This window comes from Stenotrophomonas sp. 24(2023) (assembly GCF_030913365.1).
Taxonomy (GTDB): domain Bacteria; phylum Pseudomonadota; class Gammaproteobacteria; order Xanthomonadales; family Xanthomonadaceae; genus Stenotrophomonas.
This window is the reverse complement of sequence record NZ_CP133160.1, coordinates 1,464,772-1,479,984: the sequence shown is the minus strand read 5'-3', so window position 1 is coordinate 1,479,984 and position 15,213 is coordinate 1,464,772. Positions and strand designations below refer to the sequence as shown.

The 15,213-nt window shown below is 68.2% G+C and carries 9 protein-coding genes; 1 reads left to right on the top strand and 8 read right to left on the bottom strand.

The annotated features are described in order from the left end of the window. Positions 1-44: 44 nt before the first annotated feature. The 8 genes from Q9R17_RS06520 to Q9R17_RS06485 form a co-directional block, all read right to left on the bottom strand. A complete protein-coding gene (locus tag Q9R17_RS06520) occupies positions 45-470 on the bottom strand; it encodes a DUF2752 domain-containing protein (RefSeq protein WP_308157618.1) in 426 nt (141 codons plus the stop codon). 43 nt (positions 471-513) lie between these two features. Next, entirely contained in the window at positions 514-789 is a 276-nt protein-coding gene (locus Q9R17_RS06515; RefSeq protein ID WP_308157617.1) for a CD225/dispanin family protein, read from the bottom strand. 34 nt (positions 790-823) lie between these two features. Next, positions 824-1,114, bottom strand: a complete 291-nt coding sequence (locus Q9R17_RS06510) for a CD225/dispanin family protein (protein ID WP_308157616.1) — start codon at positions 1,112-1,114, stop codon at positions 824-826. A gap of 172 nt (positions 1,115-1,286) precedes the next feature. Then, a complete protein-coding gene (locus Q9R17_RS06505; RefSeq protein WP_308157615.1) occupies positions 1,287-3,176 on the bottom strand; it encodes an MFS transporter in 1,890 nt (629 codons plus the stop codon). A 78-nt stretch (positions 3,177-3,254) separates the two neighbouring features. Then, complete coding sequence (gene yccS / locus Q9R17_RS06500; RefSeq protein WP_308157614.1) at positions 3,255-5,432, bottom strand: YccS family putative transporter; 2,178 nt, start codon at positions 5,430-5,432, stop codon at positions 3,255-3,257. A 119-nt stretch (positions 5,433-5,551) separates the two neighbouring features. Next, positions 5,552-8,674 (bottom strand): efflux RND transporter permease subunit, encoded by a 3,123-nt coding sequence (locus tag Q9R17_RS06495; RefSeq protein WP_308157613.1) that lies wholly within the window; start codon positions 8,672-8,674, stop codon positions 5,552-5,554. 31 nt (positions 8,675-8,705) lie between these two features. Then, the gene (locus Q9R17_RS06490) at positions 8,706-11,939 is read right to left on the bottom strand and encodes an efflux RND transporter permease subunit (protein WP_308157612.1); all 3,234 of its coding nucleotides are present in this window, start codon (positions 11,937-11,939) and stop codon (positions 8,706-8,708) included. A gap of 74 nt (positions 11,940-12,013) precedes the next feature. Further along, on the bottom strand, positions 12,014-13,252 hold the full coding sequence (locus Q9R17_RS06485; RefSeq protein ID WP_308157611.1) for an efflux RND transporter periplasmic adaptor subunit: 1,239 nt from the start codon (positions 13,250-13,252) through the stop codon (positions 12,014-12,016). A gap of 186 nt (positions 13,253-13,438) precedes the next feature. Here Q9R17_RS06485 and Q9R17_RS06480 point away from each other — a divergent pair, with 186 nt between their 5' ends. Then, on the top strand, positions 13,439-14,764 hold the full coding sequence (locus Q9R17_RS06480; RefSeq protein WP_308157610.1) for a M20 family metallopeptidase: 1,326 nt from the start codon (positions 13,439-13,441) through the stop codon (positions 14,762-14,764). Positions 14,765-15,213: the final 449 nt, after the last annotated feature.

The window sequence follows — 15,213 nt, the reverse complement described above, 5'->3', positions numbered from 1 at the left end:
CGGGTCCTGCCGGCCGCCACCGCTGCCCGCGTGCGGCATGGGGGCTAGGCCGGTGCCAGCGCCGTGAACGGCGGCCATGGCAGGTTGCGCAGCAGCGCGTAACCGGGCAGCAGCCAGAGCCAGAACGTGGGACTGGCCAGCACCCGCATCAGCGGGTCGAGCAGGCGTGGCCGGATACCGGCCATGTTGAGCAGCATCAGCAGCAGCAACGGCAGGCTGATGACCAGCAGGGGGTTCATCGCCATCGCGCCGGGCAGGTCGAAATGGACCAGCGAATACAGGCAGCGCGTGCTGCCGCAGCCCGGGCAGTACAGGCCGGTCAGTGCATACAGCGGGCAGCTCGGCAGCGGGTTGCCGGGCGTGTAGGGATTGACGTGGCGCAGCACGAGCGCGGCGCCGGCAGCCAGGCCGGTCGCGGTGGCCAGGGGCAGCCAGCGGCTCAGCCGTGCGGGCAGGACGGGGACGGACATGTCAGGGCAGGGCCCGGCCATGGCCGGGCCCTGCACGGTGCCATCAGTGGGTGCCGCTCAGCGCACCCAGGCCGCCGACGGCCAGGATGAAGATGAAGTACAGCACGATCAGCACGATGGAGGTGATGGCCGACCACATGGCCCACTTCTTGGCCTTTTCCGACGCATCACGCGCACCGGCGACGTCGCCGGCGGCCAGCTTGCCGTTGACCTGGGCGGCATGGACGATCGAGACGATGCCCAGCGGCAGGCAGCAGAACAGGGTGCTCAGGATGGCCCAGACCAGGTTGTTGGGGACCTGCGGAGTGGCGGTGTTCATGGTTCAAGTTCCTTCATGGGTGGTGATGGATGGATCAATGGTTGGAAAGCGCGCCCAGCATCGCCAGGCCACCGAACAGCCCGAACCACAACAGCAACAGGATCGGCAACGCGATGGCCGAAGCCACCGCCCACCACCCCGCCTTGCGCGACGCCGCGTAGGCGGCAGGCAGGTCACCGGCTGCCCGGTACCCATCGACCTGCGCGGCATACACGATCGACACCACCCCAAGTGGCAGGCAGCAGAACAGCGTCGTCAGGATCGCCCAGACCAGATGGTTGGGGACATGGACCGATGGGCCGCTCAGTGGTGGTGGTTGATGCAAAGCCAGACTCCCTTCCGTGGTGGCCGCGTGCGTGGGCACGGCGGGCCTTCCCCCTTTCCGGAGCGTAATCTACCGCAACAAAGGTCGAATGTATGCGTTTTCAGCCGCGTTCGGCCTGATGATGCCATTGACAGCCGGGGTGACCGGGTGCTGGCCACGGCAGATGACGGGGTCAGGCGTGGTCGCCACGCAATGCCCGCACCTGGGCTTCCAGCTGGGCGGCATCGGTACCGGCCGCCGGGCGTGCCGGGGCGGCGACCACTTCCACCGTTGCCCGGAACCGGCGCGGTACGCGCATGCGCCCCAGGCGGCTGTCGCGCCGGCTCCACATGCTCGACCACATGCCGCGCAGGGCCATCGGCACGACCGGCACCGGGCGGCGCTGCAGGATCTTTTCCACACCGGATTTGAACGGCGCCATCTGCCCGTCGCGGGTCAGCGCGCCCTCGGGGAAGATGCAGACCAGCTCACCCTCGGCCAGTGCCGCATCGACCTCGTCGAACGCGCGCTGCATCAGGGCGGGGTCTTCGCGCGCACCGGCGATCGGGATCGCCTTGGCGGTGCGGAAGATCCAGCGCATCACCGGGATGTTGAAGATCTTGTAGTACATGACGAAGCGCACCGGCCGTGGAATCGTTGCCGACAGGATCAGCGCATCCATGTAGCTGACGTGGTTGCACACGATCAGGGCAGCGCCTTCGTCAGGAACGTTGGCTTCGATGCCCTGCGGCCGCAGCCGGTACAGCGTGCGCACCATCACCCAGCTGAGGAAGCGCATCAGGAATTCGGGGACGATGGTGAAGATGTAGAGGGCCACGATGGCATTGGCGATGGCCAGCGCCAGGAACTGCTGCGGGATGGACCAGTGCAGCAGCTGGTGCGCGGCCAGCGACAGCAGCGCCGCGGCGACGATGAAACCGGAATTCTGGATGTTGAGGGCGGCGAACACGCGCGACATCTGTGCCTTCGGCGTGCGGCTCTGGATGAGCGCGAACAGCGGCACCACGAACACGCCGGTGAACAGGCCGATACCGACAAGATCGATGACGATGCGCACGCTGCCCGGCTGCTGCAGGAAGGCCAGCACCCCCAGGTTCTGCACGCTCGCTTCGCCGGTGCGGGCGAAATACAGGTCCAGCAGGAAGGCGGTCATGCCGAACGCACCCAGCGGCACCAGGCCGATTTCCACGGTGCGTGCCGACAGCTTCTCGCACAGCAGCGAGCCGACGCCCGTGCCCACCGAGAACAGTGCCAGCGCGAACAGGTACAGCTTGGGCTCGCCGCCGAGGTTGGCCAGCGCGTAGTTGGGCAGCTGCGAGGTCAGCACGGTGCCGACGAACCAGAACCAGGACACGCCGAGGATGGCGTTGCGCACCGCCTTCTGCTGCCGCGCCATGCGCAGCACCACCAGCGACTCGGGCAGCGGGTTCCAGTTGATCTTCAGGTCCGGGTCGCCGGCATCGACCTTGGGAATCATGCGCGCGGCGAGGTTGCCGCAGATCGCCAGCGCGATGACGGCCGTTGCCGCCACGATCGGGCCATGGCTGCCGGCCAGCAGGAACACCGAGCCACCGATGATCATGCCCGACAGGATCGAGATGGAGGTGCCCATCTCGACCAGGCCGTTGCCGCCGGTCAGTTCCTCCGGCTTCAGTACCGAGGGCAGCACCGAGTACTTCACCGGGCCGAACAGGGTCGACTGCATGCCGGTGCAGAACAGCGCCACCAGCAGGAAGGGCAGGTTCTCGGTGATGAACCCGATGGCCGCAAATGACATGATCACGATCTCCATGGTGGTGGTGATCACGATCAGCCGCGATTTTTCCAGTTTGTCGGCGATCTGCCCGGCCAGGGCGGAGAACAGGAAATAGGGCAGGATGAAGATGGCCGGCGCCAGCGTGGTGTACAGCGAGCGCTGCTCATCGGACACGCCCAGGTAGAACAACAGGCCGATGATGGCCTGCCGGTACACGTTGTCGTTGAAGGCACCCAGCGCCTGCACGATGAAGAACGGCAGGAAGCGGCGCTGGCGCAGCAGGGCGAACTGGTTGTGACCGGACATGGAACCTCCTTGCGGACCGGCGCAGCCTAGCATCCCGTGGTGCCATCCGGGTGCCGCGCGACCGGCACGGCGAAGGGCTCAGGCCAGCGTGCGCACGACCTCGTTGGCGGCCGCGCGCAGCTTCGGCAGCAGGCGCAGCACCAGCGCCATCTGGGTACGGATCAGCTGCAGCTTGGGGGGCATGTCATCGTCGAGCTGTTCCAGCTGCTCGGCCAGGGCCCGGTCCTGCTCGATGCCGGCCTCGGCGATGGTCTCGCGCCGGGCCAGGGCGGCGCCCAGCTGCTGCAGGCTCTGCTCGACACGTTCGCCACCGGCCAGGGCCAGCGGATCACCGGCATAGCTGTCCACCTGGTCGCGGTGCGCGCCCAGCGCCGACAGATGGCCGAGCAGGGTGTTGGACAGTGCCAGGAAGCGGAAGCCGGCATCCAGGTTGCGGCGCACGTGGCCGGGCTCACGCAGCATGTTCGACAGTGCGGTGGACAGCGCCGCGTCGGCGTTGTGCATGTCGCGGCGGGCGATCCGGTAGGCCAGGTCATCGCGCATGCCGCTGCGGTACTGGCCCAGCACCGCATCCAGGTAGCGCGCGGCGGTGTCCAGCACGCGGGCCAGCACGGCATGCAGCTGCCGCCCCTGCCAGTCGGGCAGGACCAGGAACGCAGCGGCAGCGGCGATCGCGCAGCCCAGCAGGGTATCGACCATGCGCGGCACGATCAGCACGAAGCCATCGCCGATCAGGTTGAAGCAGGTCAATGCCATCACCGTGATCGCCGCCGAGGCCACCAGGTAGCGGTCAGCGCGGGTGAAGAAGAACAGCAGTGCCGACAGCAGCGCCAGCAGCAGCTGCACATGCAGCTGCGGGAACAGCTGCAGCAGCGCCCAGGTGAACAGCAGGCCGATCAGCGTGCCGGCGATGCGCTGGGCCAGGCGCTGGCGGGTGGCACCGAAGCTGGGCCGGCACACGAACACGATGGTCAGCAGCACCCAGGCGCCGTTCTGCGCGTGCACCAGCGAAATGGCGGCAAAGCCGGCCACCAGCGCCACCGCCATGCGCAGGCCGTGGCGGAACAGCACCGAACCGGGGGTGAGCTGCTGGCGCACGCGCACGCCCATTTCGCGCAGGGTATGCGGGTTGCTGTCGCGCAGGCGGGTGTCGACGTTGTCCAGGCTGGCATCGGAACGCTCGGCATCGAGCAGGCGGCGCTCGATGCTCTGCAGGTTGTGCACCAGCAGGTCCAGCGAGGCCAGCAGGCGCCGCCACTGCGGGCGCTGCTGGTCGCGCAGGAACGCCATCGAATCGACCAGGTCGCGCCCGGCCTGGCGGTTGTCCTGGCCGTACACGAACGGTCGGCGCAGGCGGATCGCCTCGCCCAGCCGCGCGCAGGCATCGCCCTGCAGCGCCAGCACGCGCTGGCAGCGGTACAGCACATCGCTGTGGAAGAACGCATCGACCAGCGAGCCATAGGGGTAGTGCGAGGAACTGGCGCGCTCGTGGAAATCCTGGGCCATGTAGTACAGGCGCAGGTACAGGCCGGAATTGACCCCGGGCCGGCCGGAGCGGCCGAAGCGGGCCAGGATGGCCGCCTTGGCGGCATTGAGTGCTTCCACCACCTGCCGGTTCTGCTCGGCCAGGTCCAGCTGGCGGCGCTGCAGGTCGGCTTCGCGTACCGGCTCGAACAGGGCGGCCTTCAACTGCAGGTAGCGGCCCAGTTCCAGGTACAGCCGGGCCACCCGTTCGCGCACCGGACGGTTGGCGAACAGGGCCGTCCACAGGATCGACAGCAGGCCGTACCAGGCCGCGCCGGCCAGCAGGTGGCTGACGGCATCGAGCGCGGTGCGCAGGTCACTGCTGCCATGCTGTTCCAGCCCGATCATCGTGTAGATGGCCAGGGTGACGGTGGCCTGGGCGATCGAGGCGTAGCGCTCGCCCAGGGCGCCGAGCAGGGTCAGGCCGAAGGTGGCCACGGCCAGCGCGGCGATGAACAGCCACGGCCACGGGAACAGCCAGATCACCGCGGCGGCGGCCAGGCAGAAGCACAGCAGCGACAGCAGTACCGCCTTGGTGCGTCCCCAGGCGTTGTCGTCCGTTTCGGCGATGGCGCTGGCGATGATGCCCAGGAACACGCCGGGCAGCGCGCTCAGCGCATCCAGCTGCCAGCACGCGGCCATCGCGGCGGCCAGGGCGATGAACACGCGCAGCCCGTAGCTGGCCTTCTCATGTGCCCACAGGCGGCTGATACGGGATTCGCGGGCGGTCATGCAGGCAGGGTGACGGAGGCAACCGGCATTATTGCCGGTGCCGCGTGAAATCCGGTAGCGCGCCCCGCCGGCGCCACCGCTCGATCACGGTAGCGCCGGGCCAGGCCTGGCGGGCTGCGTCAGGCGCGCTGGGCCCGCTTGAGCAGCTTCGCCTCGCGCTTGCGTGCGCGGCGCGCCTTCCAGCGTGCGGACAGGCAGGAGAAGATCACATACAGCGCCGGCGTGCTGAGCAGGGTCAGGCTCTGCGAGAACAGCAGGCCGCCGATCATCGCGATGCCCAGCGGGCGGCGCAGTTCGGAACCTTCGCCCAGGCCGACCGCCAGCGGCACCGCCGCCAGGATCGCCACCATCGTGGTCATCATGATCGGCCGGAAGCGCACGATGCTGGCCTCGCGGGCGGCATCGCGCGGGGCCATGCCATGCTCGCGTTCGGCCACCAGCGCGAAGTCGATCATCATGATCGCGTTCTTCTTGACGATGCCGATCAGCAGCACCAGCGCGATCATCGAGATGATCGACAGTTCGGTGTTGGTGCCGAACAGGGCCAGCAGCGCGCCCATGCCGGCCGCCGGCAGCGTGGACAGGATCGTGACCGGGTGGATCAGGCTCTCATACAGCATGCCCAGCACGAGGTACACGGTGATGATCGCCGCCAGCACCAGGATCAGCATGTCGCTGGGATCGGAGTTGAAGCCGAAGCCCGCATCGTCGGCCAGGCGGATGTCACCGGGCATGCGCATGCCGGCCACGGTGGCATCGATGATGGCCTTGGCCTCGCCCGCGCTGACGCCCGGGGCAAGGTTGTAGCTCAGGTCCATCGTCGTGTACTGGTTTTCGTGGGTGATCTGCGACGGTGCCAGGCCGGGCACCTGGTGGGCCACGGCGGTGATCGGCACCATCTGGCCGTCGCGTGCACGCACATGGACCGAATCCAGCGCCGCCGGCGTGGCGGTCTGGTCGGGCAGGGCGTTGACCACCACGCTGTACTGGTTGATGTCCGAATAGATCGTGGAGATCTGGCGCTGGCCGAAGGCGCCGTACAGCGCGCCATCGATCGCGCCGACCGACACGCCCAGGCGCGCGGCCTTGGCGCGGTCGATCACGATGTTCTGGCGCAGACCGGCCTGGTCCACATCGGTGCCGACGTCACGCAGCTTGGGGTTCTTCTTCAACGCCGCCTGCAGCTTGGGCAGCCATTCCTGCAGCGCGGCCAGGTCGTTACCCTGCAGCGAGATGCGGTACTGCGCGCCCTGGCTGTTGCCACCGCCGTCGTTGCTGGGCAGGTCCTGGATCGCGCGCAGGCGCAGCTGCAGGTCCGGGTAGCGGTCGGCCTTGGCGCTCAGCCGCGCCAGCACCTGCGCGGTGGTCTCGCGGCGGCCCTCGCTGCGCGCCTTCAGCTCGATGTTGAACTGCGCGCTGGAGCCCTGGCGGCCACTGCCCAGGCGCACGCCGATCGTCTTCACCGCCGGGTCGGCCATCAGCATGTCGGTGATGCGGCGCTGGCGGTTGACCATGTCCTGGAAGGACACGGTGGCGCTGGAATTGGCGCGGCCCCAGATCAGGCCGGTGTCCTGCGGCGGGAACGCGCCCTTCTTCACCGCGCCGAACAGGAACACGGTGACCACGATCAGCATCAGCGGCGTCAGCGCCATCAGCAGCGCATGGCGCAGCGAGAAATCCAGGAACACCGTGTACACGCGCAGCATGCGTTCGTGCATGCGGTCCAGCCAGCGGCCGAAGCGCGACGGCGCCGCGGCATGGTCATGGGCACTCAGGAAGCGGCTGCACAGGGCCGGGGTCAGGGTCAGCGAGACCACCATCGACACCACGATGGCGGCGACCAGGGTGACGGTGAACTCGCGGAAGAACGCGCCCATCATGCCGCTGGCGAACAGCAGCGGGATGAACACCGCCACCAGCGAGGCGGTGATGGAGACGATGGTGAAGCCGATCTCGCGCGCACCGGTCAGCGCGGCCTGCATCCGGGGCATGCCCTCGTCCAGGTGGCGCATGATGTTCTCGATGACCACGATGGCATCGTCGACGACGAACCCGATCGCGATCACCAGCGCCAGCAGGCTCAGGTTGTTCAGGGTGAAGCCGAGCACGTACATCACCAGTGCCGCACCGGCCAGCGACAGCGGCACGGTGACCGCGGCGATCAGTGTCGGTGCCAGCCGGCGCAGGAACAGCGCCATGGTCAGCACCACCATCGCCAGGCTGATCAGCAGGGTGATCTGCACCTCGTGCAGCGACGAGCGGATGGTGGGGGTGCGGTCGAAGTACGGGGTCAGCGTGGTGCCCGGCTGCAGGTAGTCGCGCAGCATCGGGATCTGGCCCTTGACCCGGTCCACGGTCTCCACGATGTTTGCCCCCGCGCGGGTGAACACGTACATCACCACGGCGGGTTTGTGGTCGAACCAGGCGGCCTGGTAGGCGTCCTGCTGGCCATCGTAGACGTTGGCGATGTCCTTCAGGCGTACCACGCGGCCGTTGCTTTCGGTCTTGATGACCAGCTCGGCGAAGTCGGCCGCGCGGGCCACCGCGTCGTTGGCGATGATGGCCGTGGTGGTGTTGCCATCGCTGAGGAAGCCGGTGGGCGAGGTGACGTTGGCCGCGCGCACCGCGTTGCGCAGGTCGTCGGCGGTCAGGCCCAGGGCATTCATCATGCGCAGGTTGACGTCCACGCGTACGGCCGGGGTGGAGGCACCGGCGATGTCCACCGAGGCCACGCCGCTGATCTGGCGGATGCGCTGGGCCAGCAGCGAATCGGCGACGTTGTACAGCTCATCCGGCGATTGCGTCTGCGAGGTCAGCGCGATGGCGATGACCGGGTCGTCGTTCGGGTTGGCCTTCTGGTACAGCGGCGAGCCCAGCCCGGCCGGCAAGTCGGCCTGGGCGGCGTTGATCGCGGTCTGCACGTCCAGCGCGGCCGAATCGATGTTGCGGTCGCTCTGGAAGATCATGAAGACCAGCGAGCTGCCTTCCGAACTGGACGAGCGCATGCGGTCGATGCCCGGCAGCTGGCCCAGGTGGCGCTCCAGTGGTGCGGTGACCGTGGAGGCCATGGTGGTGGCATCGGCACCGGCCTGGCTGGCATGCACGAAGATCACCGGAATCTGCACGTTGGGCAGGGCCGCCACGCCCAGCCGCAGGTAGCAGATCAGGCCGATGACGAACAGGCCGATCGCCAGCAGGGCGGTGCCGATCGGGCGGCGGATGAAGGGGCCGGACAGGTTCATCGCGTGCCCCCGCGCCGTTGCGGGGCCGGGGTCATGCCTGCGGCTCCTGCACGGTGCCGTTGCGCAGGGCGCGTTCCTCGCGGCGGCGTGCCAGCCATTCGGAGAAGCGTTCCATGTACAGGTAGATCACCGGCGTGGTGTACAGCGTGACCAGCTGCGAGAGCAGCAGGCCGCCGACGATGGCGATGCCCAGCGGGCGGCGCAGTTCCGAACCGATGCCGGTGCCCAGTGCCAGCGGCAGCGCACCCAGCATGGCCGCCGCGGTGGTCATCATGATCGGGCGGAAGCGCAGCAGGCAGGCGCGCCGGATCGCCTCGTGGGCGTTGGCACCGGCACGGCGTGCTTCGATGGCGAAGTCCACCATCATGATGCCGTTCTTCTTGACGATGCCGATCAGCAGCACGATGCCGACGATGCCGTCCACCGACAGGCTCAGGCCACACACCATCAGCGCCAGCAGTGCACCCACGCCGGCCGGCGGCAGGGTGGAGATGATGGTGATGGGGTGGATGTAGCTCTCATAGAGCACGCCCAGCACGATGTAGATCACCACCAGCGAGGCCAGCAGCAGCCACACCACATCGGTCTGGCTGCCGGTGAACTCGGCGGCCTTGCCGATGAACTGCGCGTGCACCTGCGCCGGCATGTCCAGGCTGGCCTTGGTGTCCTCGATGGCGCGCACCGCTTCGGACAGCGAATAGCCCGGGGCCACGTTGAACGACACCGTCACCGCCGGCAGCTGCTGCTGGTGGCTGACCAGCAGCGGTGCGCTGGTGACCTTGCCTTCGGCCAGCGCGGCCAGCGGGATGATGTTGCCCGCGCCCACAGTGATGCCGGTGTTCTGGTTGCCGATACCGGTGGCGGTGGAGGAGTTGGACGAAGTGACCTGGCCGAAGTTGGTGGCGTTGGTGCCGGTCAGCGCGCCAGTGCCGTTGGAGGCCACCGCCAGCTGGTTCATCAGCGCGGTGCTGGTACGGAACTCCGGGGCTACTTCCAGCACCACGCGGTACTGGTTGAGTTCGGTGAAGATGGTGGAGATCTGGCGCTGGCCGAACGCATCGTAGAGCGTGTCATCGATGGTCTGCATCGGCACGCCCAGCACGCTGGCCTTGTCGCGGTCGATGCTCAGTTCCAGTGCACGGCCCTGGCTGGACAGATTGTTGTCCACGTCGGCCAGTTCCGGCCGCTGGCGCAGGGCTTCGGTCAGGCGGGTGGCCTGCAGGGCGACCTGGCTGGCATCCACGTCCGACAGCGAGTACTGGTACTCGGTAGCGGCCACGCGGGTATCCAGGGTGACGTCCTGCACCGGCTTGAGGTACAGCGCCACGCCGGGAATGCCGGCCACGGCCTGCTGCAGGCGCGGCAGGATCTTGTCCAGGCCGTCGCGATGGCTGCGCTCCTTCAGCACGATGGCCAGCTGGCCCTGGTTGAGCGTCGGGTTCATGGTGCCGGCGCCGATGAAGGCCGACACGCCGGTCACGTCCGGGTCGTTGCGCAGCGCCGCGGCCACGGCCTGGGTGCGCTGTTCCATCTGCGGGAAGGCGATGTTCTGGTCGGCCTGCACCACGCCGGTGATCAGGCCGGTGTCCTGTTCGGGCAGCAGGCCCTTGGGAATGAGCACGTACAGCAGCACGGTCAGCACCAGTGCGCCGCCGGCCACGGCCAGGGTCAGGCGCTGGTGGTCCAGCACCCAGTCCAGGCTGCGCTCGTAGGCGCCCACGGTGCGCGTCCACAGGTTCTGCTTGCCGGCCGCTGCGGCGCGCTCGTGCGCATCCTCGCCCTCGGGCAGGGCATCGGGCTTGAGCAGGTAGGCACACATCATCGGGGTGAGCGTCAGCGAGATCAGCATCGACAGCACCACGGCGATGCTCAGCACCCAGGCGAACTCATGGAACAGGCGGCCGGTGACGCCCGGCATCAGCAGCAGCGGCAGGAACACCGCCACCAGCGAAACGGTCAGCGACAGCACGGTGAAGCCGATCTGGCGCGCACCGATCTCGGCCGCTTCCTTGCCACTCTTGCCCTGCTCGATGTAGCGCACGATGTTCTCGATCATCACGATCGCATCGTCGACCACGAAGCCGGTGGCCACCACCAGCGCCATCAGCGAAAGGTTGTCCAGCGACATGCCGGCGAAGGCCATCACCGCGAAGGTGCCGGCCAGCGACAGCGGTACCGCCACCGAAGGAATGATGGTGGCCCACAGGCGGCGCAGGAACACGAAGATCACCGCCACCACCAGGCCGATGGTGAGGATCAGGGTGAACTGCACTTCATGCACGGATGCGCGGATGGTTTCGGTGCGGTCGGAGAAGATGTCCAGGTGCACGTCGGCCGGCAGCACGCCCTTGAGCTGCGGCAGCAGGGCGCGGATGCGCTCCACGGTCTGCACGATGTTGGCGCCGGGCTGGCGGCGCACTTCCAGCAGCACGGCGGGCTTGCCGTCGGCCCAGGCGGCAAGCTGGTCGTTTTCCACGCCATCGACCACCTCGGCCACGTCCGACAGCCGCACCGGGCGGCCGTTCTTGTAGCTGATGATGGTGTCGCGGTATTCGGCCGCGCTGGCCAGCTGGTCGTTGGTGCCGATGGTGTAGGACTGGGTCTTGCCGTTGAGCGAGCCCTTCGGCGCGCTGACGTTGGCCTGGGTGAGCGCGCTGCGCAGCTGCTCCAGGGTCAGGCCCATGTTGGACAGCTGGGCCGGGTTGACCTGGATGCGCACGGCCGGGCGCACGTTGCCGGCGATGGACACCAGGCCCACGCCCTGCACCTGCGACAGGCGCTGGGCCAGGATCGAGTCGGCGTAGTTGTTGACCTCACGCAGTGGGCGCGTGTCGGAGGTCAGCTTCAGGGTGACGATGGCCGCGTCGGCCGGGTTCACCCGGTTGTAGACCGGCTGGTACGGCAGCGAGGAGGGCAGGGTGGCCTGGCGGATGGCCGACTGCACGTCCTGCGCGGCGACGTCGATGTCGCGGTCCATCGCGAACTGCAGGATGATCGTGGACAACCCGGCCGAGGAATCGGAGGTCATCAGCTGCAGGCCGGAAATCTGCCCGAACTGGCGCTCCAGCGGCGTGGTGACCAGCGAGGCCATGGTGGTGGCATTGGCCCCGGGGTACTGCGTGGTGACCACCAGGCTGGGCGCATCGATCTCCGGCAGCGCCGATACGGGCAGCTTGCGGTAGCCGAGGATGCCCAGCAGCAACAGGCCGGCCATCAGCAGCGAGGTGGCGATCGGGCGGCGGATGAAGATCGTCGAAAAGCCCACGGGGGGATCCTTGCTGGCACGTCAATGGCAACGCCGGCGGGATCGCCGGCGCTGGGAACAACGGGGGCCTGCGCTCAGCGCGGGCCACCGCCACGGCGGCCACCGCCGCCACCGCCGTTCTTGTGCTCGGCGGCCTTGAGTTCGGCATCGGTCGGCGGCGCCGGGGTTTCCCCCGGCTTGAGCGCGGTGACCTTGCTGCCGGGCTTGAGGCGGAACTGGCCTTCGCTGACCACCCGCTCGCCCCCCTTCAGGCCCTCGGCCACCTGCACCTGGCTGTCACCCACTTCCACGCCGCTGCGCACGGTCTGCATCTTCACCGTGCTGTCGGCCTGCACCACATACACGTATTCGCCATCCGGGCCACGCAGCACGGCCTGGGTCGGGATGACCACGCCACCGGCGATGGTGCGCAGCTGCATGCGGATGTTGACGAACTGGCCGGGCCACAAGCCGTTGTCCTGGTTGGCGAACACCGCGCGCGAACGGAAGGTGCCGGCATCGGCGCTGATCAGGTTGTCCACCACGTCCAGGGTGCCGTCCGGTGAAAGCACGTGCGAATCGGCGCGGTCCAGTGCCGCCACCGGCACGGTGCCGGCCGCCTGCGCCTGGCGCACGTCGCCAAGCTGGCGCTCGGGCAGGTTGAACATCACGTGGATCGGATGGATCTCGGTCAGCGTGACCAGTGCGGTACCGGCGGTGACCACGTTGCCGGCGTCGACCGCGCGGATGCCGGCGATGCCGGAGATCGGCGCGATGACCTTGGTGTACTGCAGCTGCACCTGGGCCGAGCGCATGCTGGCCTCGTTGGCGGCCACGGCGCTTTCGTACTGTGCCACTTGGTTTCGTTGTGTATCCAGATCGGTCTTGGCGACGAACTGGCGGTACTCCGGCGCATTGGAACGCTGGTAGTTGGAGCGCGCGGTGGCCAGCAGCGCCTCGTTCTGGCGCTTGGACGCAGCAGCCTGGTCATAGCTGGCCTGGGCGGTGCGCGGGTCGATCACCGCCAGCACATCGCCCTTCTTCACTTCCTGGCCTTCGCGGAAATTGAGGCTCATCAGCTGGCCACCCACCTGCGGGCTGACGGTGACCGTGTTCAACGCGGTCACCGTGCCCAGGGCACTGGCATAGACGGGCACGTCCTGCCGCACGGCATCGACCACGGTCACCGGCACCGGGCCGGCATCGGGATCTTCGCCGCCCTGCTGGGCACCTGGCCCGCCCTTGCCCTTGCCGCCCCCGGCCACGCGCAGCCCGACGACGACCAGCACCAGCACTGCCACTACCAGCAGCACGATCTTCCACACACGCGACATTGAAGTGACTCCTGGGGGGCGGGCGGGGCAGCGCCCCGGTGGCAATGCGCAAAGCATACCTGTGGCCCAGCCGCTTTCATGCATGACGGATGGGACGGGCGCTCAGACACGGCGGGGCGCCGGAGGTTCCCGGGCGGGCGTTGTTGGCCTACATTCAGGCCCACGCCCTGTCCGCTGGAGATCCCCATGCCCCGTCCCTCGCTGCTGCTGTCCGCCCTGCTGCTGGCCCTGCCGGCCCTTGCCCATGCCCAGGACGCCCCGCAGCGCCCGGAAGTGACCGCCGCCGCGCAGCGCCTGCAGGCCCAGGTGGTGGAATGGCGCCGTGATTTCCACCAGCACCCGGAACTGTCCAACCGTGAGGAGCGGACCTCGGCCGAAGTCGCCAAGCGCCTGCGTGCGATGGGTCTGAAGCCGAAGACCGGCATCGCCCACCACGGCGTGGTGGCGATCATCGAAGGCGGCAGGCCCGGGCCGAAGATCGCCCTGCGTGCGGACATGGATGCGCTGCCGGTGACCGAACAGACCGGCCTGCCGTTCGCGTCCAAAGCCACCGCGCAGTACCGCGGGCAGACCGTGGGCGTGATGCATGCCTGCGGCCATGACGCGCACACCGCGACGCTGCTGGGCGTGGCCCAGGCGCTGGTGGCGATGAAGAAGGATCTGCCGGGCCAGGTGATGCTGATCTTCCAGCCGTCGGAGGAAGGCGCGCCGCCGCCGGAAGAAGGCGGTGCGGCGCTGATGCTCAAGGAAGGCCTGTTCGCCGATTTCAAGCCGGAAGCGGTGTTCGGCCTGCATGTGTTCTCCAGCGTGCAGGCCGGGCAGATCGCCGTGCGCGGTGGCCCGCTGATGGCGGCCTCGGACCGTTTCGGCATCAAGGTGATCGGCCGTCAGACGCACGGGTCGGCGCCGTGGAATGGCGTGGACCCGATCGTGGCCACCGCCGATCTGGTCGGTACCGCGCAGACCATCGTCAGCCGTCGCGCCAACCTGTCCAAGCAGCCGGCGGTGCTGACCTTCGGTGCGATCAACGGCGGCATCCGCTACAACATCATTCCCGATGAAGTGGAGATGGTCGGCACCATCCGCACGTTCGACGAAGGCATGCGCCAGCAGATCTTCGCCGACCTGCGCAACGTGGCCGAGCACACGGCCGCGGCGCACGGTGCCAAGGCGGTGACCGAGATCTACGAGACCGAAGGCAACCCGGCCACGGTGAACGACCCGGCACTGACCGCGCGCATGCTGCCGAGCCTGCAGGCGGTGGTGGGCAAGGACAACGTCTACGAGCCGCCGCTGCAGATGGGTGCGGAGGATTTCTCGCTGTACGCGAAGGAAGTGCCGGGCATGTTCTTCTTCGTCGGCTCGACCAGCGTGGGCATCGACCCGGCGACGGCGCCGGCGAACCATTCGCCGAAGTTCCTGCTGGATGAGAAGGCACTGGATGTCGGGTTCCGTGCGTTGCTGCAGGTGAGCCTGGATTACCTGCACGGTGCCGGCACTCCGGCGGGGTGAGGGTTTCTGGCAGGGCTTGCAGCCCTGCACCCGCAGAGGCAACGGCAACGGCAGAAGCAAAAGCGGTGGCGGATTTCTGCGGGTGGGGCGGGGCGGTGTGGATGGACAGGACACGCCGTAAACCCGTCCCTGGGGGCTCGTAGGCGCCATCCATGGCGCCTGCGGTCCTGCCCACCCACACCGCCCCACCCCCGACACGTCCACGCGGCTGTGGGTAGGTGTCGACCTTGGTCGACACGGCGGACGTCATGAGCGTCTGAAGGATCGGCTTTTGATTTTGTTTTTTTCTGATCTTTCCCGTGGTGGCAGCCACGCGCAGGGAACGGTCAGGGGTCGGGTGGGTAGGCGGGGTGGGGGTGTCCGCGGCATGGATGCCGCGGCCAAGCCCCCAGGGATGGGTTTACGGCGTCCCCCGACCCGTCTACCCACCCGGCCCGTCCCATGAAGCC

Excerpts from the sequence above, each read along its gene's own strand:
- Q9R17_RS06520 (WP_308157618.1), bottom strand. The coding sequence starts at position 470 with ATGTCCGTCCCCGTCCTGCCCGCACGGCTGAGCCGCTGGCTGCCCCTG.
- Q9R17_RS06515 (WP_308157617.1), bottom strand. The coding sequence starts at position 789 with ATGAACACCGCCACTCCGCAGGTCCCCAACAACCTGGTCTGGGCCATC.
- Q9R17_RS06505 (WP_308157615.1), bottom strand. The coding sequence starts at position 3,176 with ATGTCCGGTCACAACCAGTTCGCCCTGCTGCGCCAGCGCCGCTTCCTG.
- yccS (WP_308157614.1), bottom strand. The coding sequence starts at position 5,432 with ATGACCGCCCGCGAATCCCGTATCAGCCGCCTGTGGGCACATGAGAAG.
- Q9R17_RS06495 (WP_308157613.1), bottom strand. The coding sequence starts at position 8,674 with ATGAACCTGTCCGGCCCCTTCATCCGCCGCCCGATCGGCACCGCCCTG.
- Q9R17_RS06485 (WP_308157611.1), bottom strand. The coding sequence starts at position 13,252 with ATGTCGCGTGTGTGGAAGATCGTGCTGCTGGTAGTGGCAGTGCTGGTG.
- Q9R17_RS06480 (WP_308157610.1), top strand. The coding sequence starts at position 13,439 with ATGCCCCGTCCCTCGCTGCTGCTGTCCGCCCTGCTGCTGGCCCTGCCG.